18 protein-coding genes are annotated in these 19331 nt (G+C 63.0%); 3 read left to right on the top strand and 15 right to left on the bottom strand.

Going from position 1 to position 19331, the window contains the following annotated elements; all coding sequences use genetic code 11:
* Nucleotides 1-12: 12 nt before the first annotated feature.
* Together JMV15_RS05505 and JMV15_RS05510 are read right to left on the bottom strand one after the other, a co-directional pair.
* Nucleotides 13-363 carry a RidA family protein gene (locus tag JMV15_RS05505; RefSeq protein WP_020301903.1) on the bottom strand — a complete coding sequence of 117 codons (351 nt, stop codon included), beginning with the start codon at nucleotides 361-363 and terminating at the stop codon, nucleotides 13-15.
* A gap of 10 nt (nucleotides 364-373) precedes the next feature.
* Entirely contained in the window at nucleotides 374-1615 is a 1242-nt protein-coding gene (locus tag JMV15_RS05510) for a D-amino acid dehydrogenase (RefSeq protein WP_038451823.1), read from the bottom strand.
* Nucleotides 1616-1723: 108 nt separating this feature from the next.
* On the opposite strand from JMV15_RS05510, the gene JMV15_RS05515 reads away from it, so the two are divergent.
* The gene (locus JMV15_RS05515) at nucleotides 1724-2626 is read left to right on the top strand and encodes a LysR family transcriptional regulator (RefSeq protein ID WP_038451826.1); all 903 of its coding nucleotides are present in this window, start codon (nucleotides 1724-1726) and stop codon (nucleotides 2624-2626) included.
* A 17-nt stretch (nucleotides 2627-2643) separates the two neighbouring features.
* Here the strand turns inward: JMV15_RS05515 and trhA are convergent, their stop codons facing one another.
* A complete protein-coding gene (gene trhA, locus JMV15_RS05520; protein WP_020301905.1) occupies nucleotides 2644-3261 on the bottom strand; it encodes a PAQR family membrane homeostasis protein TrhA in 618 nt (205 codons plus the stop codon).
* 144 nt (nucleotides 3262-3405) lie between these two features.
* Here trhA and JMV15_RS05525 point away from each other — a divergent pair, with 144 nt between their 5' ends.
* Nucleotides 3406-4320, top strand: a complete 915-nt coding sequence (locus JMV15_RS05525; RefSeq protein ID WP_038451829.1) for a LysR family transcriptional regulator — start codon at nucleotides 3406-3408, stop codon at nucleotides 4318-4320.
* Between the two features lie 124 nt (nucleotides 4321-4444).
* Here the strand turns inward: JMV15_RS05525 and madM are convergent, their stop codons facing one another.
* From madM to JMV15_RS05575, 10 genes are all read right to left on the bottom strand, one after another.
* The gene (gene madM, locus JMV15_RS05530; RefSeq protein WP_003195023.1) at nucleotides 4445-5209 is read right to left on the bottom strand and encodes a malonate transporter subunit MadM; all 765 of its coding nucleotides are present in this window, start codon (nucleotides 5207-5209) and stop codon (nucleotides 4445-4447) included.
* A gap of 5 nt (nucleotides 5210-5214) precedes the next feature.
* Nucleotides 5215-5607, bottom strand: a complete 393-nt coding sequence (madL, locus tag JMV15_RS05535) for a malonate transporter subunit MadL (protein WP_019817741.1) — start codon at nucleotides 5605-5607, stop codon at nucleotides 5215-5217.
* Between the two features lie 67 nt (nucleotides 5608-5674).
* Entirely contained in the window at nucleotides 5675-6574 is a 900-nt protein-coding gene (gene mdcH / locus JMV15_RS05540; protein WP_038451832.1) for a malonate decarboxylase subunit epsilon, read from the bottom strand.
* On the bottom strand, nucleotides 6571-7167 hold the full coding sequence (locus tag JMV15_RS05545) for a malonate decarboxylase holo-ACP synthase (protein ID WP_019817743.1): 597 nt from the start codon (nucleotides 7165-7167) through the stop codon (nucleotides 6571-6573). The genes mdcH and JMV15_RS05545 overlap by 4 nt, the downstream gene beginning before the upstream one ends.
* Nucleotides 7161-7931 (bottom strand): biotin-independent malonate decarboxylase subunit gamma, encoded by a 771-nt coding sequence (gene mdcE / locus JMV15_RS05550; RefSeq protein ID WP_038451835.1) that lies wholly within the window; start codon nucleotides 7929-7931, stop codon nucleotides 7161-7163. The genes JMV15_RS05545 and mdcE overlap by 7 nt, the downstream gene beginning before the upstream one ends.
* Nucleotides 7928-8770 (bottom strand): biotin-independent malonate decarboxylase subunit beta, encoded by an 843-nt coding sequence (locus tag JMV15_RS05555; RefSeq protein ID WP_014720311.1) that lies wholly within the window; start codon nucleotides 8768-8770, stop codon nucleotides 7928-7930. Before JMV15_RS05555 ends, mdcE begins: the two co-directional genes overlap by 4 nt.
* The gene (locus tag JMV15_RS05560; protein WP_014720312.1) at nucleotides 8763-9062 is read right to left on the bottom strand and encodes a malonate decarboxylase subunit delta; all 300 of its coding nucleotides are present in this window, start codon (nucleotides 9060-9062) and stop codon (nucleotides 8763-8765) included. The genes JMV15_RS05555 and JMV15_RS05560 overlap by 8 nt, the downstream gene beginning before the upstream one ends.
* Entirely contained in the window at nucleotides 9062-9895 is an 834-nt protein-coding gene (locus JMV15_RS05565) for a triphosphoribosyl-dephospho-CoA synthase (protein ID WP_014720313.1), read from the bottom strand. The genes JMV15_RS05560 and JMV15_RS05565 overlap by 1 nt, the downstream gene beginning before the upstream one ends.
* Nucleotides 9896-11566, bottom strand: coding sequence for a malonate decarboxylase subunit alpha (gene mdcA / locus JMV15_RS05570; RefSeq protein ID WP_019817746.1), 1671 nt, complete (start codon nucleotides 11564-11566; stop codon nucleotides 9896-9898). It lies immediately after the preceding gene.
* 245 nt (nucleotides 11567-11811) lie between these two features.
* A complete protein-coding gene (locus JMV15_RS05575) occupies nucleotides 11812-12051 on the bottom strand; it encodes a DUF6124 family protein (RefSeq protein WP_014720315.1) in 240 nt (79 codons plus the stop codon).
* Between the two features lie 434 nt (nucleotides 12052-12485).
* Here JMV15_RS05575 and JMV15_RS05580 point away from each other — a divergent pair, with 434 nt between their 5' ends.
* Nucleotides 12486-12773 carry a HigA family addiction module antitoxin gene (locus tag JMV15_RS05580; RefSeq protein ID WP_014720316.1) on the top strand — a complete coding sequence of 96 codons (288 nt, stop codon included), beginning with the start codon at nucleotides 12486-12488 and terminating at the stop codon, nucleotides 12771-12773.
* A gap of 136 nt (nucleotides 12774-12909) precedes the next feature.
* Here the strand turns inward: JMV15_RS05580 and JMV15_RS05585 are convergent, their stop codons facing one another.
* The gene (locus tag JMV15_RS05585; RefSeq protein WP_003195048.1) at nucleotides 12910-13365 is read right to left on the bottom strand and encodes a chemotaxis protein CheW; all 456 of its coding nucleotides are present in this window, start codon (nucleotides 13363-13365) and stop codon (nucleotides 12910-12912) included.
* Nucleotides 13358-19177: an Hpt domain-containing protein gene (locus JMV15_RS05590; protein ID WP_201491312.1), complete on the bottom strand. Its 5820-nt coding sequence runs from the start codon at nucleotides 19175-19177 to the stop codon at nucleotides 13358-13360. Before JMV15_RS05590 ends, JMV15_RS05585 begins: the two co-directional genes overlap by 8 nt.
* Nucleotides 19178-19331 lie beyond the last annotated feature (154 nt).

The raw sequence follows: 19331 nt of genomic DNA on the forward strand, positions 1-19331 counted from the left end.
TGGTCTTTGAGGTTATTTACGTATTGCAATCACGCTGATTTCCACCAGCACACTCGGCCGCGCCAGCTCTGCTTGCAAGGTAGTGCGCGTGGGCGCCATGCCTGGCGAGAGCCATGCGGACCAGACATCATTCATCGGTGCAAAACCGGCACCGATGTCCTTCAGGTAAATCGTGGCGTTGAGTAAGTGATCCTTATCGCTGCCCGCCTCGGCCAACAGCGCGTCGATCCTGGCCAGCACTTGCCGGGTCTGAGTAGCCACATCCAGGCCGTCGCCCGGTACCTGGCCCGAAAGGAACACCAGGTCCTTGAACGTCACGGCGCCGCTGAGTCGTTCGTTGCTATTGATTCGGGTAATGGTCATGGCTGCATCCTCAAGCGGCGCGGGGCGTCAGGCCCTGCATATCAATGGAAGGGGGGCGCTGGTCGATTAGCTCGGCCAGCAGTTGGCCGCTGCCGCAGGCCAGGGTGAAGCCCAGTGCGCCATGCCCCAGGTTCAGCCACAGATTGCGGTAGGCGCTGGCGCCGATCAATGGCACGCCCGTCGGTGTTGCCGGGCGCATACCGGCCCATTCGACCGCCTGGGCGTAGTCACCGGCCAAAGGAAACGTTTCCAGCGCCTGACGCTTTATCAACGCCAGGCGCTTGGGCTCAAGACGCGCATCAAAGCCGACAATATCCACCATGGCCGCGATCCGCAGTTGCTCACCTATGCGTGCATAGACGATCTTGCGGTCGTAGTCGGTGATGCTTACGTTCGGTGCTTTGTGCTGCTCGCCGATCGGCACGCTCAGGCTGTAGCCCTTGAGCGGATACAGCGCCAGCGACAAGCGCGGCAATGCCAGCTCGGCACTGCGATGCCCGGCAGCCAATACCAGTTGATCGACCGGCATCACTTCATGGCCCAACTCGATGGCCTGCACCGCACCGTCGGCGTGACGAACCCCGGTAACCTTGCGCCCCAGCAAAAATGTGCAACGCCCGGACGCTTCCAACCTGGCGGCCAGGCGTTGGCAAAAGGCATGACAGTCCGCAACTTCTTCACTGGGCGTATAGATGCCTCCGACAAAATCCCGCGCCGCCAAGGAAGGTTCCAGGCGCTGGCAGTCGGCCATCGACAGTACCTGCTGCTGCAGGATGTCTGTGACGTTGGCGCGCGCACGCTCAAAGGTCCCGGCATTACGGAAGGTCACCAGCTTGCCGTTGCACCGCCAGTCGAAGCCGTCCAGCCGATCGTCGACACGCCATTGCTGCAAGGTGCCTTGGCTCAGGCTCGCCAGCCGCAGCAAGTGGGCAGCGTTGCGCTTGTTCACCGAGCCCCGGCATGCGCCGACGAATGCAGCCATCCAGCGCCATTGCCGGGGGTCGAGTTGAGGGCGCAGCTTGAGCGGAGAGTCCCCACGCAACAGCCACCCCATCGCCTGCAGCGGCACGCCCGCGTCGGCCAGCGGTGCAACATAGCGATAGGACAGCTGCCCACCGTTGGCGAAACTGGTTTCGCTCCCCAGGGTGTCACGGGCGTCTATCACCGTGACCTCGTGGCCTGCCCGCACCAGTGCGTAAGCACTGGCCAGGCCGATGACCCCACCACCGATGATGCAAACCTGCCTCGCCATCCCAGCCCCCGACCGTTGATTAACTGAAGGCCAAGCGTAGGCGCAGGTGACAGGCCACCGACAATGAATAAAGATGGGTCACCTATAAACAAAGGTTATGGACCTGCCATGCGCTTGCGTCATATCGAAATCTTCCAGGCCATTCGCCAGACTGGCTCGATCAGTGCCGCCGCGCAGTTGCTGCACGTCTCGCAACCGGCGGTGACCAAAGTGTTGCAGCACGCCGAACTGCAGCTGGGCTTTGCGCTGTTTCTGCGTGTACGCGGCAAATTGCAACCCACGCCGGAAGCCCTGGCGCTGGAACGCGAAGTCGAGAAAGTCACCGAGAGCTTGCAAGGTGTACGGCGCCTGGCCAAGAGCCTGCGCCGCGCCCCAGGGCAAAGCGTACGCATTGGTGCGATACCCGCGCTGGCCTTGTCGCTGCTGCCTCCAGCGATTCTGGAATGGAAGCGCGAATACCCCGACATGGCTTGCGAGCTGTCCAGCGACCATAGCCGTGAGCTGGTCCAGAAGCTGTTAATGCGCGAAATCGACCTGGCGCTGACCCTCAATTTTTCCGGCCATCCGGGGTTGACCACACAGGTGCTGTCCAATGGCGTGCTGGTTGCATTGGCGTCCAAGGGCTATTGGTCGGCGGCTGAAATCAACCGGCCATTGCCGCTGAGCGAACTGGCGGGCGCGCCATTGATCGGGCTCTCCAGTGCCGATCCGCTGGCGACCAAGCTGGACAGCTACCTGGAGAACGTTGATCCACCGCCACGGGTGACCATCTCGGTGCAAACCTATTCCCTGGCCCGGGCGATGGTAGAGTCCGGCGCCGGCTTGACGGTGATCGACCCCTTTACCGCCCTCGGCGCATCGACGGCAACCACCTGTATCCGCACCCTCACGCCCCCCCTGCCGATCACCCTCTACGCCCTGACCCGCGGCGATGAGCCACCGCCGCATATGCTGGCCAAGCTGCTGCAGATTTTCGGCAATCGTGCCCGTGAGTTGCTCGAGCGCCTTTAAAGAGCAGCCACCAGCATTCACAGCACGTAATGCATGATCGCCACAAAATGCAGGAGGCTGCCGCCAATCACAAACAAATGCCAGATGCCATGGGAATGACGCAGGCGATCTTCCAAGGCAAAAAAGATGATGCCCACGGTGTACAACACCCCACCCGCGGCCAACCAGATAAACCCTGCCGTGCCCAGCGCCGCGATCAGCGGCTTGACCGCCACCAGCACGATCCAGCCCATTACCGCGTAGATCACGATGGACAGAATCCGCGCCTCCGAGCGCGGCTTGATCTCTTGCAGGATGCCAATCACCGCCAGCCCCCACACGATCCCGAACAGCGTCCAGCCCCACGGCCCGCGCAGGCTTACCAGGCAGAACGGTGTGTAGCTGCCGGCGATCAACAGGTAGATCGAGAAGTGATCGACCTTCTGCATGATCTCTTTTCGCCGCCCCCGCACGCTGTGGTACACCGTCGACGCGCTGTACAGCACCATCAGGGTAAAGCCATAAATCGCCACGCTGACGATTTTCCAGGGACTGCCGTCCAGGCTTGCCACTACCAACATCCATACGGCGCCAATACACGCCGCGACTGCACCGAGCAAATGGCTCCAGGCGTTGAACCGTTCCCCGTGATACATCTATCGTTGACCTCCCCTCACCGTTGACGACTGTCGGCAAGCCTCCAGCCTTGCGTATCAGAGTGCAAGCGGCGTGTGACGTTCCAGCGACGAGGGCCGCGTTTGCAGGCACAATCGAGCGCAATCGAACAAGAGCCCAAGGCCATGCTGATCGACGAAGAATTCACCCTCAAGAAGCTGGAGATCTTCCTGGCGTTCATGCGCACCGGCAACCTGGCCCGCGCGGCCGCCGAGTTGCAAACCAGCAATGTCAGCGTGCACCGCGCCATTCACTCCCTGGAAAGTGCCCTGCGCTGCCCGCTGTTCAAACACGAGGGGCGCAACCTCACCCCGCTGGAAAGCGCCTACGTGCTCGAAGAGCGTGCGCAGAAACTGGTGGCTGATGTGGTCGACAGCGTGCGCCTGACCCGCGAAGCCGCCGGGTTCTCGGCCGAACGCTTCAAGCTCGGCTCGCTGTATTCGCTGACGGTCAAGACCGTGCCGCAGTTGATCATGGGTCTGAAAATCAGGCGCAGCGAACTCAATATCGACCTGATCCTGGGCTCCAACTTCGACCTGCTCTACAAGCTCAAGAACATGGAGGTCGATGCGATCCTCATCTCCCTGGACGATCACGCCACCGATTCGGATTGTGCGCAGATCGCGCTGTTCAGCGATGACATCTTCCTTGCCACGCCGGCCGACTCCCCCTTGGACCGCAATCAGGAAATCGACCTGGCCGATGTACGGGATGCCACCTTCATCACCCTCACCCAGGGCTTCGCCACCCATCAGGACGGCAACCGGGTGTTTAAACAGGCAGGGTTCGAACCGAAGGTGGCGATGCAGGTAAACGACATCTTTACCTTGCTGAGCATGGTCAGTTCAGGGGTGGGTTATGCGCTGCTGCCAGGACGTATCGCAGCGGTGTATGAGAACCGCGTGAAGCTGATACCGCTGCAACCCAGGTATCGGTTGCAGCAGCAGATCGGTGTGGTGTTTTTGAAAGCCAAGGAGCGCGACCCGAACCTGCTGGCGTTGTTGGCAGAGTGTCGGATGTATGCCAATCGCCAAAGCTGAGGACGATTGCTCCCACGCTCTGCGTGGGAGCGCAGCTTAGGACGCTCCGCGTCCGCTTTTTGACCGTGACGCAGAGCGTCACAAGAGGCGTTCCCACGCGGAGCGTGGGAACAATCATCCCCCGTCAGCCCACCAACCCACGCATCAGCAAAAACAACAACGACGGCCCCAACAAACACCCCAGCGCCGTATAGAACGCCGCCGTCAAACACCCATAAGGCACCAGCTTCGGATCAGTCGCCGCCAGGCCGCCCGCCACACCGCTGGAGGTGCCCATCAAGCCACCGAAGATCACCGCACTGCGTGGGTTGTTCAGCCCGATCAGCGGCGCTACGAACGGCGTCATCACCATCACCAGAATGGCCTTGATCAACCCCGCGGCAATGGACAGCGCCATCACCTCGGAGCTGGCCCCAATCGCCGCACCGGTCACCGGGCCGACGATATAGGTCACGGCCCCGGCACCGATGGTGGTGAGGCTCACCGCATCGGTGTACCCGAACGCCATCGCCACCCCGACCCCTGCAACGAACGACGAGCCCACGCCGACAAACAGCGCCAGTACACCCACGTAGCCGGCGCGTTTGAGCTCATCGACACTCACACCAAACGCCGTGGCGACAATGGCAAAGTCCCGCAACATCGCACCACCGAGCAGGCCGATGCCTGACAACAATGGAATATCCACCACGCCCTTGGAACCACCGGTAAACGCACCGCCCACATACGACAGCGCCAACCCCAGCAGAATGGCAATAGCCGAACCATGCAGGCGGCCCTTGGTGAAGGTATCGGAGATCCAATAAGACACCCACATGGTCAGGCCGATCACGGCAAAACCACTGATCAAGCCGTAGCCGGTGATCACTTTCATCATCGATTCGTACATGGCGATCACCCGGCTTCTTTGGTGGGAACAGGAGCAACCGGCTCGCGGTTACCGATACGCACCAGCACGGGCACCAGGGCAAAGCCGAGCACCACGGCGAGGGTCCCGGCCAGAATCGCCATAGGCCCACCGCTGATGGCGCCATACACGTTTTGCTGGGCAGCCATCGCCACCACAATCGGGATATACACCGCCGCCCAGAAACTCACGCCTTGCTCTGACTTGCCGGTAAACAGGCCGCGTTTGCTCAGGTAGCTGCCCAGGCCGATCAACAGCAGCATGGCAATACCCACCCCGCCGACGTTGGCCGGGATACCCAACAGCTTGCCCAGCAGTTCACCCACCAACAGCCCTGCCAACGTGCAGAACGCCAAAAAAGCCACACCGTAGATAATCATGGTTGTTGTCCTCAAAGTGCTCGTTCGAAATTGTTGTTTTTGTGCTTCGAAAGCCTCGGGTACTGCGTTATCGGTGGCGGCGCTCCTCCTCTTGCAGCAGGGCCTGCAAGGTGTCCAGGCGGGCGCCTTCGCAGGCGATCACCGTGCCTTGTTCAAAAACACGGCGTGACAGACCGGTGAGCACCGCGCCCGGAGGCAGTTCGATTTGCAGTCGCACACCGCGCTCGTAGGCGCTCTGCACCGTGCCGCGCCAATCGACAACGCGGCACATATTGAAGGCCAGGTCGTCACGCAGTTGTTCGGGGTTGTGGATAGGTCGCGCGCGGGTGCTGCTCAGGTAAGTGATGCGCGGCGCCTTGAGTGGGACGAAGGCTTGGAACAGTGCCTGGGCGGGTTGCTCCAGCAACGGGCAGTGAGACGGCACGCTGACCGCCAGGCGCTTGGCGATGCCGTTGCCTTTGATGCGCTCGGCAACCCGCTTCATCCCCTCGTTGCTGCCGGCGATGACGGTCTGGTTATCGGCATTGATATTGGCCAGGTACACCGGCGTTTGCGCGTTGTGGATATCCGCCAGCAGCGCTTCGACACTGGAGAGATCAGGGCCGATCAGCGCCGTCATGCCATAGCCCTGTGGATAAGCCTGCTGCATCAACTCGCCACGCAGGCTGACCAGTTTTATCGCATCAGCAAAACCCAGGGAGCCGGCGATCACCGCAGCCGGGTAGGCGCCGATGGACAGGCCCGCCACGTAATCCGGCGTGCACGCCAATTGCCGGGCATGGGCCACGCCGGCGATCAACAGGCACAGTTGCACAGCCCGCGTCGATTCCAGCGCCTGCGCCGAGTCGAGCAGACGAACGTCTTCACCCAGGGCATCACTGGCCTCTTGCAGAATGTCGGCCGGCAGCCCCTGGAGCATGCCGCTGCGTTGGGCGCCCTGCCCCGGAAACACCAGAAGGCTGCTCATGCCACGGTCTGCCAAGGGTCGAGCACAAGGTGCGCACCGCTGACGGTCTTGAGCAGTACACGGCGTGAGGGCCCGGCCCATTCGCGCAAGGCGACGGCGCCGAACGGGGTTTGCAGTTGCAGGTCGACGGCGCAGGGCGCGGTGTCCAGGATCGCCAACAACGCTTGCGCCTCGCTACGACCTAAAGGATTGGGCGTGCACAGAATCAAATCCAGGTCACTGTTGGCATGCAGCGCTTCAATGCCACTGGCCAATTCAAACCCGGCACTGCCGCTGACGCCCCAGTCTTGCTGCGCCAGCACCGGCCGCAGTTGATCGAGGGCCCGCAGCGCCGGTAAATCCCGTGGTGAGAGCACCTCGCGCAAGGCTTGCGGTACCACCCGCCGATGCACCGCCGCCACGGGCATCCGGGCGGCAAAACGCTGCTCACGCAAACGCCCACGCACACCGACCGCCACATGGTCCGGCTCGGCGATGGCACGCCGCACCACCACCGGATGCCCGGCACGGATCGCCTCCCGCACCCAGACCGGGGCATCGGCAGGCAGATGCGCCAGGGTCATGCCCCAGAGCAAGTCGTGGGCGTTCACCATTGCTCCCGCAACAGCTGGCGCACATGGCTGGAGGCGGCTCGGTTGGTGGCGCCGAGGCGTGAACTCAAGTCGGTACTGCCGATATCCTTGACCGCCTGCACCAGGCAATCGCTGACCCGCGCCACGTCATCCGCCGTGGGTTGTTCAATCCGGGTGACTGACAACGTCTCCCACAGCAATCCCAGGCTGGCATAGCTGTCGATGTCATAGGCCATCGGCGGCACGCTGGCGGCCAGGGTTTCCAATTCTTCGACGCTGCGCAAGGTCACCCGGGCGGCCGAGGCTTTGCCCATGGCATGCACCATCACGCCGGGGTCGCGCAGGGCAATCAGGCGATTGGCCTGGTAGCCGTGGGCGAGGAACGCCCCCGACATGGCCTTGCCCACCAGCAGGGCGATCACCGGGTGGCCGGCAAGCCGAGCGCGTGCGTAGCTGTCAGCCGCGGCGGCCAGGGCCTGATGAATGCCCAGGGCTTCTTCGCGGCGGCCATAGGCTTGGCTGGGTACGTCGACGATAGCGATGATAGGACGCTTGTCACCCCGGGCGATGGCTTCGTCCACCACCTTGGCCAAGCCCCAGCCTTCCAGCAGGCCGACTTCGCCATTGCGGGCGCGGGGGAAGCGGTTGTGCGGGTCGGGAACCACGGCGATATAGCGCACCGCCTGTTCACCCAATACTCCATCCGCCACTTTCAATGAGCCCGGCAAACCTTCCACCGGCGTTGCGTTGGCGCTCAACGCGTTGAACCACTGCAAGCCTCTCATGAGCGTTCTCCCTCATACAGCGCGCGAACAGTGGCCGGCTCGATTTGCGCGCTCGCGTCCAGTTCGGCCAGGCGTGCCAGGTAAAAATCAGCGCGCCGGCTACGCGGTTGTGCGGGTACACCTTGCTGCAACAGTGTGCTGACGGTCTGCTGGATCTGCGCCACATCGTCCGCCACATAACGGTCGGCCAAGCCGCTGTTGAAGCGTTGCTCGCCACCGGTAAGGCTCCAGATAAAGGGGCGGTCACGGGAGTCGTATTCCTCCAGGCCAGCCTCCTGCTCAATCACCTGCGGGCCATTCAAGCCCAGGCGTGCTTCGCGAGTGACCACCAGGTAGCTGCACAAGCCAGCCGCAATGGACATGCCCCCAAAGCAACCGACACTGCCGGCCACCACGCCGATCACTGGCTGATACTGGCGCAGGTCGACAATCGCCGCGTGAATGTCGGCAATGGCGGCCAGGCCCAGGTTGGCTTCCTGCAAGCGCACCCCACCGGTTTCCAACAGCAACACGGCGCAGGTGGGGATGCCGTTGCGGTTGTCTTCGGCGGCCAGCTCCAAGGCGCCCGCGATTTTCGCACCGCCAACTTCACCCAGGCTGCCGCCCTGGAAATTACCTTCGATCGCGGCAATCACCACAGGCTTGGCGCCGATGCTGCCCTTGGCGATCACCACACCGTCATCGGCCTGGGACACCACGCCTTGGCGGCTGAGCCACGGCGACATGACCCGCTGGAACGGGTCGATCAACTCGCGGAAGGTGCCTGCATCCAACAGCGCCTTGGCGCGCTGGCGGGCACCGAGTTCCACAAAGCTGTGTTTAGCGAGTAGGTCAGTCATGGCCGATCTCCTCGAAACCTTGCTCCAGGCGCAAGCGCACCACACCGGGTGTGGCACCGAAGTCGTGGATATCAATGTTCAGGGCCGGTGGCGTCTGCTCCTGGAAGATGCGTTCGAACAGGTGCTGCCAGCGTTGCTGCGCGCCATTGACCGAGGTTTGCACCTGGATGGTCAAGGTGCCGGGCGTGCCCGGCTCCAGCAGCACTTCCAGGTCGCCCGAGCCGACGCAACCCACCAGCGCACGGCCTTTGGGGGGCTGCCCGGCGGGGAATTCAAAGGACAAGGTTTCCATCACAACGCTCCGTCGAGGCGGTCGATAAACAGGCAGGCGGCCAACAGGTCGGCGGCGCCACCGGGGGAGGCATTCAAGGCCAGCAGTTGCAGGTCCAGCTCATGCAGTTGGCGGCGTCCGGCCAGGGTTGCGCTGCCACCGGCGTCGAGCACGGCCTGGGCGCCCTGTTGCATGGTGGCCAGGCCTTCGGTACCGGCGCGGTAGAGCACGCAGGTGTCTGCCAGGTCCGTCATGATCGCCAGCAAAGCATCCAGGCGGGCGTTCTGCTCACCGGCGTTTTCGCGGCGGCTCTTGTGCAGTTGCGGCAGGCCGCGTTGAATCACCGAAGGGAAGCCGAGCTGGGCTTCTTCACGGGCACCGCGTGCGCCGTAGCGCTGCGCAACCTGGGCCCCATGGCTCATGGGCTGCGGGGCGAAGCGGTCGTTGAGCAGGGCCAGCTTGGCGGCGGTCAGGGTTATGGCACGGGGCTCCAAGGCCGCCGCAGCGGCGAGCAACCCCAGCGCCCAGATCGCACCGCGATGGGTGTTCACGCCCTGGGTAGTGGCGAGCATGGCCTGCTCGCCTTCCCGGCCAATACGCCCGAGCGCCTCGCGCAGGGGCAGGCCGACTTCGCCGATGTCGAGCGCGGCCTCGGCCATTTCCTTGAACATCGGCCACAGCGACAGCGCCGAGGCGTGCATCAGCCCCAGGTGCAAATCGCTGTGGGCGCCGTTGCCGCGCCGGTCTACCAGAGCGGGTTTGGGCGACAAATCCGCTTCGTCGATCAGCGCATCCACGGCCATATCCGCCAGGCGATCGGTCAGGCTCAGTTCATGCTGTTTGAGCGCGCGCATTTACCAGCTCCTGAATTTGGCGGGCGGGTTGTAGAGGCCACCAGACCAGTCCACCAGGTCGGCCACGCTCTTGGCGGCCAACAACTCGCGGGTGGCGTCGGTGCGGCGAATACCCAAGTCTTCGGGCAAGGCAATCAAGCCTTCGCGGCGCATACGCGCAGTGTCCTTGGGGTTGTGGCGCATACCGATGGCGGTCACCCCGGCGACGGCGGCGATCATTGCCTGGCGTTCTTCCAGGGAGCGCGCCTTGTACAGGTAGGCGATGCCTTCTTCGGTGAGCAAGTGGGTGACGTCGTCGCCGTAGATCATGATGGGCGCCAGGGGCATGCCGCTTTTGCGGGCCACTTCCACTGCGTCCAAGGTGTCGACAAAGGTCGGTTTGCCGCCTTCCTGGAAGGTCTCGACCATTTGCACCACGAGTTTTTTGCCGCGTTCAAGCAAGGCTTCGGGGGCATCGTCGTGGCGCATATCCAGCCAGGCCGGTGTGCCATGACGGCGGCCGCGTGGGTCGTGGCCCATGTTCGGCGCGCCACCGAAACCGGCGAGGCGGCCACGGGTCACGGTGCTGGAATGCCCGTCGCCATCCACTTGCAGGGTGGCGCCGATAAACAGGTCCACGGCGTATTGGCCGGCGAGTTGGCAGAACATGCGGTTGGAGCGCATGGAGCCATCGCGGCCGGTGAAGAACACATCCGGGCGTGCGGCAATGTAGTTTTCCATGCCCAGTTCGGTGCCGAAGCAATGCACACTCTCCACCCAACCGCTTTCAATCGCCGGGATCAATGTGGGGTGCGGGTTGAGGGTCCAGTTGCGGCAGATCTTGCCTTTCAGACCCAGGGATTCGCCGTAGGTGGGCAGGATCAATTCGATGGCAGCAGTGTTGAAGCCGATGCCATGGTTGAGCGACTGCACATTGTGTTTTTCGTAGATGCCACGGATCGCCATCATCGCCATCAACACATGCACCGGCTTGATATGGCGCGGGTCGCGGGTGAACAGCGGCTCGATGTAGAACGGCTTGTCGGCCACCACCACGAAATCCACCCAACTGGCGGGAATGTCGACGCGAGGCAAGTCGGTAACGTCGTCCACCAACTGGTTGACCTGCACGATGACGATGCCATCGCTGAAGGCAGCGGGTTCGATCAGCGCCGGGGTGTCTTCGGTGCTGGCGCCGGTGTAGATATTGCCGGCGCGGTCAGCCATGAAGCCGGCAGAAAGCACCACGTTGGGGATCAGGTCCACCACCAGCCGGGCGTAAAGTTCGATGTAGGTGTGGATCGCGCCGATTTCCAGCAGGCCGTCTTCCAGCAACTGGCTGATGCGCAGGGATTGGGTGCCGGCGAAGGAGAAATCGAGCTTGCGAGCGATGCCCTTTTCAAACAGGTCCAAGTGCTCGGAACGCCCGACGCTGGGCATGATCATGTGCAAATCGTGGAGCTTGGCCGGGTCGGCCTTGGCCAGGGAGCGCGAAAGGAAGTCGGCCTGCTTCTGGTTGTTGCCCTCCAGCACCACGCGGTCGCCGGGAAGGATCAAGGCTTCAAGGGCCTCGACGATCTTGTCACTGGGCAACACCGCCCCGTCTGCATACTGTTTGACCAGCCCGAGCCGCCGCTGCTTCTCGTCGCGCCGCCGCGTCCAGCGCGAGTCGGGGGTGATGGTTGTTGTCATGGTCGCTCCACGGGGGGTTGCTGTCGTGGGGCTAACCTTAGGAGTGAAGCGCAAAGGCATCAATCAAGCTGGAGGACGAACCGTTACGCCTGGAGTAACGAAGATCAAACTGTGGGAGCTGGCTTGCCTGCGATAGCTGTAGGTCAGCTACTGAGATGTTGACTGACAGGCCGCTATCGCAGGCAAGCCAGCTCCCACATGGGTCGGTGGTGTTGGTTAGATAGCGGTCCCTGATTGGGGCCGTTTCAAGAAGCTGGGGACGGGCTGACTTGCTCCAATGCGCTCTCGATCAGCAACTGCCCCAACTCGGCCATTTGCTGGATCCCCAGCATGATGGCGCGCTGGGAAGTGTCCAGGTCGAAGGCCAGGTTGCAGGTGAGCGCATTGAGCGAGGACAGGGTTTCGCTGGCATTGACCAGCAGGGTTTCGTTGTCTTGGTGGGGGTTTACGGTGAAAAGGGGTGGATTGGGCGTAGGTTTGACCATGACTTACAGCTCCGATATGTGATGGAGCTACCCTCTTCCGCTTGCACGCGACTCAAGGTGGCAGCTGTACGCAGGTGTGCAAGACCGGGCATATCGGACCCCGGCAGACTCCGAAGAATCTCCCACGCACAGCCGCCATAACGAGTACAGCAGGCATAAAAAACGCCCGTTGAATGGCTATGGGCGTTGGTGCGCCGACATGTAACCGGACCTGCACGTCCGTGTCAGCGTTTTTTGCGATGACGGGACGAAGACTAGGCGTGCGGACCTCTCACCACTAGTTCATGCACGGCCCAAAATCTTGCAGGAAAAATCCGAAGCCTTTTATGTCGAAGGGCATGCAGGAAGTTTCATACAGCGTTTTGGGGTTGTTGCTTGGAACTGGTCCTTCTAGCCTTCGCGGTTGAATGCCCATAGTCGAAGGACGCACCAACATGCCGATGCACAACCCACCTCACCCAGGTGAAATTTTACTTGAGGACGTTATCCCAGCCTTGGGTATCACCATTACCGAGATGGCGCGACGCCTTGGTTTCGCCCGTCAGACTTTTTCAAGGATCCTGCATGGCCACGCCCCGGTCAGCCCGGACCTTGCCGTTCGGTTGGAACGGGCTGGCGTGAGTAAAGCCCAGTTATGGTTGTCGATGCAAAGTGCCTACGACTTATGGCAGGCCGAGCACCGGGAGCAGCCAGTGATTGAACGGTTTGCGCGGATTGATTGAGACCTGGAGATGAGCGCAGCTCAGTGTGGGAGCTGGCTTGCCTGCGATGGCGGTGGGTCAGTGCTTGATGCAGTGACAGAAACACCGCTATCGCAGGCAAGCCAGCTCCCACAGTAGATCTTCATAGGGCTCAGGATCAGGCCAGGCCGGACTCTACCAGCAGCGCTTCAAGCCCCATCAAGTCCGGCACCTTCGCCACCTGCTCGCCCACTTGCACCGCCGCCAGTTCCAGCGGGCACAGGGGCACGTCCACGTAGCTCAATTCGCTATCGAGCTTGTACGAGCGGGGAATGCCCTGGATCACCAGAGCAATGAACTTCAAGGTCGGCCGCCCGCCCAGTGCATTCAACACCACGATGCGCGAGCGTTCGCCCGTCATGCTGGCTTCGCCGCAGGCCGCTTCAAAGCTGATCAGCGGAATCTGTCGATCGCGCCACGTGACCTGCCGCAGATACCACGGCGGCGCATCGCTGGCCGGTTCGCCGCGCTGGAAGTCGATCAGCTCGGCGACGGCGACGTTGGGCAGCACCAGGTGGCGGTCGGCCAGGGGCAGCAGCAGGCCGGTGAGTTGGCTGGTGCGGTGCTCAAGCATGGGACTTGCTCCAGTAGGCGATGCTCTCCAGCAGCACCGACTCTTGGTACGGCTTGCCGAGGTAGTCGTTGACGCCAATGGCCATGGCGCGGTCGCGGTGTTTCTGGCCGGTGCGTGAGGTGATCATGATGATCGGCAAGCGCATCAGGCGTGGGTCGTTGCGTATTTGAATGGCCACTTCGAAGCCGTCCATGCGCGGCATTTCGATGTCGAGCAGCATCAGGTCCGGGGTGTGTTCTTCCAGGATGGCGAGGGCGTCGATACCGTCCTTGGCGGTGAGCACGTTCATGCCGTTGCGCTCCAGCAGGCGGCTGGTGACTTTGCGCACGGTGACCGAGTCGTCCACCACCAGCACCAGCAGCGGGCGTTTTTTCAGTGGGTCGTTGAGGACCAGCGGCGCATCCACTGCCTGGGCCGGCAAGGCAGGTTGCCGAGCGCGGATGTGCGCCAGCAGGTCGATGATCAGCACCACATGGCCGTCGCCCAGGATGGTCGCGCCGGTCACGCCCTGCACCCCGGAGAATTGCGGCCCCAAGCCCTTGACCACGATCTCGCGGGTACCGGCCATGGCATCCACGTGCACCGCCACGCGGCGTTCATTGCAATGCACCAGCAGCACCGGCACAGGCTGGTACTGGCCCAGCAGTTTCGGGCGGCTGGCGGTGTGCAGCAGGTCGCCGAGGTAGAACAACTCGTAGCGCTGGCCGCCATATTCATAGTGCGCCGGGTCTTGCTGGTAGTGCCCCGCCAACTCGTGGGGCAGCACGCGCACCAGGCCTTCGATGGTGTTGAGGGGAATCGCGTATTGGTCGTCCGCGCAGTGCACCATCAGCGCACGATTGACCGACACGGTAAACGGCAGGCGAATGCGAAAATGCACGCCCATGCCCGGCGTCGAGTCGATCACCATGGAGCCGCCGAGCTGGCGCACTTCTTCATGCACCACGTCCATGCCCACGCCGCGCCCGGAAATCTGGGTGATTTTTTCGGCGGTGGAAAAGCCCGGCTGCAGGATGAACTGCAACACGTCACGGTCGCTGATCTCTTGATGGGGCGCGAGCAGGCCGCGCTTGATCGCCTTGCGTCGCACCGCTTCAAGGGGCACGCCGGCGCCGTCGTCGCGCATGTCGAAGACGATGTCGCCGCCTTCGTGGGTCAGATCCAGGGTGATGCGGCCCTTCTCCCGTTTGCCCGCCGCCAGCCGCACTTCGCGCGACTCCAGGCCGTGGTCGACGGCGTTGCGCAGCATATGCTCCAAGGGTGCCGCCATGCGCTCCAGCACATTGCGGTCCATCTCGCCTTCGGCATTGCCGACGATAAACTCCACGTCCTTGCCCAACTCGCCCGCCACTTGCCGCACGATGCGCTTGAGGCGTGGCAACATGCGCTCGAAAGGCACCATGCGCGTGCGCATCAGGCCTTCCTGCAACTCGGTGTTGATACGCGCCTGTTGCTGCAGCAGGTTGTGGGCATCCTGGTTGCGGCGCTCAAGGGTGTCCTTGAGGTCGAGCAGGTCGGAGGCAGATTCGGACAGCGCACGGGCCAGCTGTTGCAGCTGCGAATGGCGGTCCATTTCCAGCGGATCGAATTCTTCGTAGCCCAGGCGTTCGGCCTCGGCTTGCTGGCGGCTCAGGAGGCGGCCCTGGGTTTCGCTGTCGAGCCGGCGCAGCTGGTCGCGCATGCGCTCGATGGTGGTTTCCATCTCACTCAAGGCAATGCGCGCATCCTTGACTTGCTGCTCGATCCGCCCACGGAAGATCGAGGTTTCGCCGGCGAGGTTGACCAGGTCATCGAGCAAGTCGGCAGAGATTTTCACCATGTCGGCAGCCGGATCGGCGACCGCTTCGGCCTTGCCAGCCGGCAGCGCCACCGGTGTGACCGGCTCATCACTGGGGTGCACCAGGCTCTTGATGCGCTCGATGAGTTTATCCACCGAACCCACCGGCAGACCCTCGGCCACGGCGTCGATCATCTGCGCCAGGCGGTCATGGCAGCCTTGCAGCAGTGCGAACAACTCAGGGGTCGGCGCGAGCAAACCGGCGGACAGCCCTTCGTAAAGAAATTCCAGCTCATGGGCCAGATCGCCGATTGGCCCGATCTCGACCATACGCGCACCGCCCTTGAGGGTGTGCAGGTCCCGCAGCAGGGTTTCCACTTCTTGGCGATTGCCCGGCTCGCCCTGCCAGCGCACTAACGCGCTGCCTGAGCTGTCGAGGATATCGGTGGCTTCTTCGAGGAAGATATCCAGCAATTCCGGGTCGGCACCCGAGGCGGCTGCCACCGCAGCCGGCGCTGCCGGGCTGCTGGCCTGGCGCAACTCCCGCAACCTTTCGACCAGCTCGACGCCGTCACTCAAGGGTTGCTGCTGTTGCAGTTCGTCCAACTGTTGGGCCAAGCGTTCGTGGCTGGCCATCAGTGCCTGGGACAGCTCCACGCAATAACTGTAGCGGCGATCCACCAGCCCCTCATAAACGCATTCGAGCTCATGGGCCAAGTCGCCCACCGGGTCGATTTCGGCCATGCGTGCGCCGCCCTTGAGGGTGTGCAGGTCCCGCTGCAACGAGGACAAGGGCGCGGCGTTTTCGGGTTCCAGCAACCAGCGCTTGAGCGACTGCCCGGCGCTGTCGAGGATGTCTACGGCCTCTTCAAGAAAGATCTCGACAATCTCGTCGTCCATCGCGGTGGCGTGATCCAACTGCGCAGTAGCCGCGCCCAACTCGGAGATACTCAGGGCGCGGCTGCCGTCGCTTTTGATCAGGCCCGTGGCGGACGGGTCCAAGGCTTCGTCCAGCAACTCGCGCAACGCCTGCAGCCGTGCGGGCGCGGGGCTGACTTCCTGGCCGGCGGCCAACTGGTCGAGCATGTTGATCAGCGCGTCGTGGGCCTGTTCGGCCTCGTGGAAGAACCGGGCGCTGACCGCCAGGCTGCTTTCTTCTACCGCGCCATACAGGTCGAGCAAGGCCTCGCACAACGCGTCGATAGGGTGCAGGTCGGCAAGGTGAGCGCCCTCGCCCAACGTAGTCAGCTCGTCCAGCAATGCCGTGAGCTCCTGACGGTCGCCGGGGTGCTGCTGCCAGCGGCGCAGCAGGCTTTCGGCGTCGAGCAGGATGTCCATGCCCTGGGCCAGGAAGTTGGTGATCAAGTGCGGGTCACGCTTGACGCGCAGGCCGGTCGTGGGCGCGTCGAGCAAGGCGGCAAGTTGATGCTCCAGCAGGTGTTGGGTGCGGCTGATCACGCTGGCCGCACCGTGGATCGGTGCCAGGGGATTGTTGTCCAGGTCACGCACCCCGCGCTGGAACAGCCCCTGTGCCTCAAGCAACAACGCCACTTCGTCCTTGTCCAGCGGCAGGCGGTGGGCCTTGTACTCACGGGTGAGGTGATCCAGCGGGCGCGCCAGTTCGGCGATGGGCAACACGCCAGCCATGTAGGCGCTGCCCTTGAGGGTGTGCAAGGCGCGTTGCAGTTCATCGCTGACCTGCAGCGGCACCTGCTCGGCGGCCTGTTGCAGGAAGTGGCCGAGGCTGTCCAGATGGCCCTGGGCTTCGTTGCGGAAGATCTCCAGCAGCATTGGGTCATGGGGCTCGGTGGTCGACGTTGCAGCGCCACTGGCCAGGGCATGGGCACGGGCGGCCAAGGCGTCGGCTTCATCGCGCTGGCGTTGATCGTCGCTGGCAAAATCGGCGATCAGCTCCGGCAGCAGGGCCACGGTCTCATCCAACACCTGCTGCACCTCAGGGCCAAGGACTAAGCTGCGTTCCAGCACGCGATTGAGCAGGTTCTCCACGGCCCAGGCCAGCTCGGCCAGCACCAGGGCGCGCACCATGCGGCCGCTACCCTTGAGGGTATGGAAGGCGCGGCGCATTTCGCCCTGGGCGGCTTTGTCCGCGCTGTCGGGCAGGTAGCGATGCAACACGTCGAGGACTTCATCGGTTTCTTCAAGGAAGACTTCGCGCAATTCATCGTCAATCGGTTCCTCGCCGGCCGGCGGCGGCAACAGGCTGCCTGGACGCTGCAAGGCCGGAGGGTTGAGACGTGATGCAGGGCTGGCCAAGGCATCGAATTGGGATTGGTTTGATACGGCCTCGGAGGACAGTGCCCCCTCGGGCGCGACCAGGGCCTGACGCCAGGGTTTTTCCACCGGCAGGTAGCCCAATGCATTCAAGCCCTGGGTGGCCAACTCCAGCACTTTTTCCCCTGCCGCGTCAGGGTCTTGAAGCATGCGTTCGAGGTAGTACTCCAGGCTACTGACCACCTCGGCAAAATGCGCCAGTTGTGTCGCCGAAGGGGCGGCTTCATTGACCATCAACTGCTCATCGACGTAGTCGGTGCAACCGCGCATCAGGCTCGCCGCACGCGGCAAGGGAATCATCGCCAGGGCACCACGTACCTGGCTCAGCAGCTCGGGCAAGGACTCCAGGCGCTGACGATCCCAATCAGCCTCAATGCAGTCGATCACCAGCTCCTTGGCTTGGCGCAGGCACTGGCACGACTCACGAATCACCAACTGATGGATCTGAGTCAGGTCGGTGGTGGGCAAGCGGCTGTCTTCACGGCTTTGCGGTTCGACGGTGCCGATCATCCCGGCCAACGTCGCTTCGACATACAACAACGCGCCGGCCACATCCATCAACACCGCGTCATTGGGTTCGCGCTGCCCCTGGACCAGGCTCAACACCACAGCGAGTTGGTCGATGATCACTTTGCGCGGCTGGCCGAAACCCAGTACCGCAAGGGTATCGGCGATCTGCCGCAGCGGCGCCAGCAAGGGGTCGAGGTCCTGGGTGTGCTGGCGATCACTGCGCACGAACAGATCCAGGCGCTCCTTGACCCGCACCAGCTCCTCACACAACGCGCCGAGCACCGAGCCCATGGCATTGCGATCCGGCCCGGCCAGCCGTGCACGTTCAGCGTCGACCACGGCGCTGTCGGGCAAGGCTTCGTCCAAGCCGTAGCGTTCCTTCAGGCTTTGCATGCGCGGCGTCGGCCGGGTGACTTTGGCGACGTAGAACAACAGGCTCTTGAGCAACTCGTCCGGCGCCGGCTGGTTGATACCATTGATGCCTTGAACCAGCAAGCGCTTGAGTTGCTTGTCGCTGGCCTTGAGCAGGCTGCGCAGCGCCGGGCTGTTGGCGACCACGCCGGTGAGCATGCCTTCGACCAGCGCCGAGGTGACCTGCCACAACGGCAGCAGCGGCGCACCCTGGCACAGCGCTTCAAGGCGTGCGAACACCCGCGCCATGTCTTCCAGGTTGCTGGGGCCGTGGTCTTCACGCAGCAACCCGGCGAGGGCTTGTTGCAGCAGGTGGCGCCATTGGCGCAACTGCTCATGCAGATCCGGCGTGGCCCGTTGGGCCAGGGCTTGCTCAGGCAACGGCTCGATCGACAGCAGTTGCGGGCTGAACAGGCTGGTTTCCGATAGCAGGCTTTCACCACGGGCGCTGCGCAGGTCGTTGAGCAGCGGCAGCACCACCAGTGGCAGGTCGCGGCGGGCACTGTGCACGCGGTCGAGGTACAGCGGCAATTGGCCGAGGGCTTGTTGCAGCAGGCGGATACTTTCATCGCGCTGGCCGACGTGCCCGGCCTGGAGCGCAAGGGCCAGTTCTTCGATCTCTTCGGCCAGCAGCGCCGCGCCGTAGAACTCGACCATTTGCAGCGCGCCATGCACCTGGTGGATACCGGCCAGGCATTGGTTGAGGGCGTCGTCGTCAAGGGTTTCAACGTACGCGTCCAGCGCCGACCGGGCCTGTTTCAGGGTTTCGGCAATATCGCCCTTGACCCATTCGAGGGCCACGTAGTCGTGCCGATCAACCATAACTGCTCCGCTTAGAATTCATGAGTTGCTGGTATCTCACAAACAATGGAGATTCGATGTGGGAGCTGGCTTGCCTGCGATAGCGGTGGGTCAGCACTATATCTGTATCTGACAGACCGCTATCGCAGGCAAGCCAGCTCCCACAGTTGGACTG

It is taken from the genome of Pseudomonas paracarnis, from assembly GCF_904063055.1.
GTDB classification, from domain to species: domain Bacteria; phylum Pseudomonadota; class Gammaproteobacteria; order Pseudomonadales; family Pseudomonadaceae; genus Aquipseudomonas; species Aquipseudomonas paracarnis.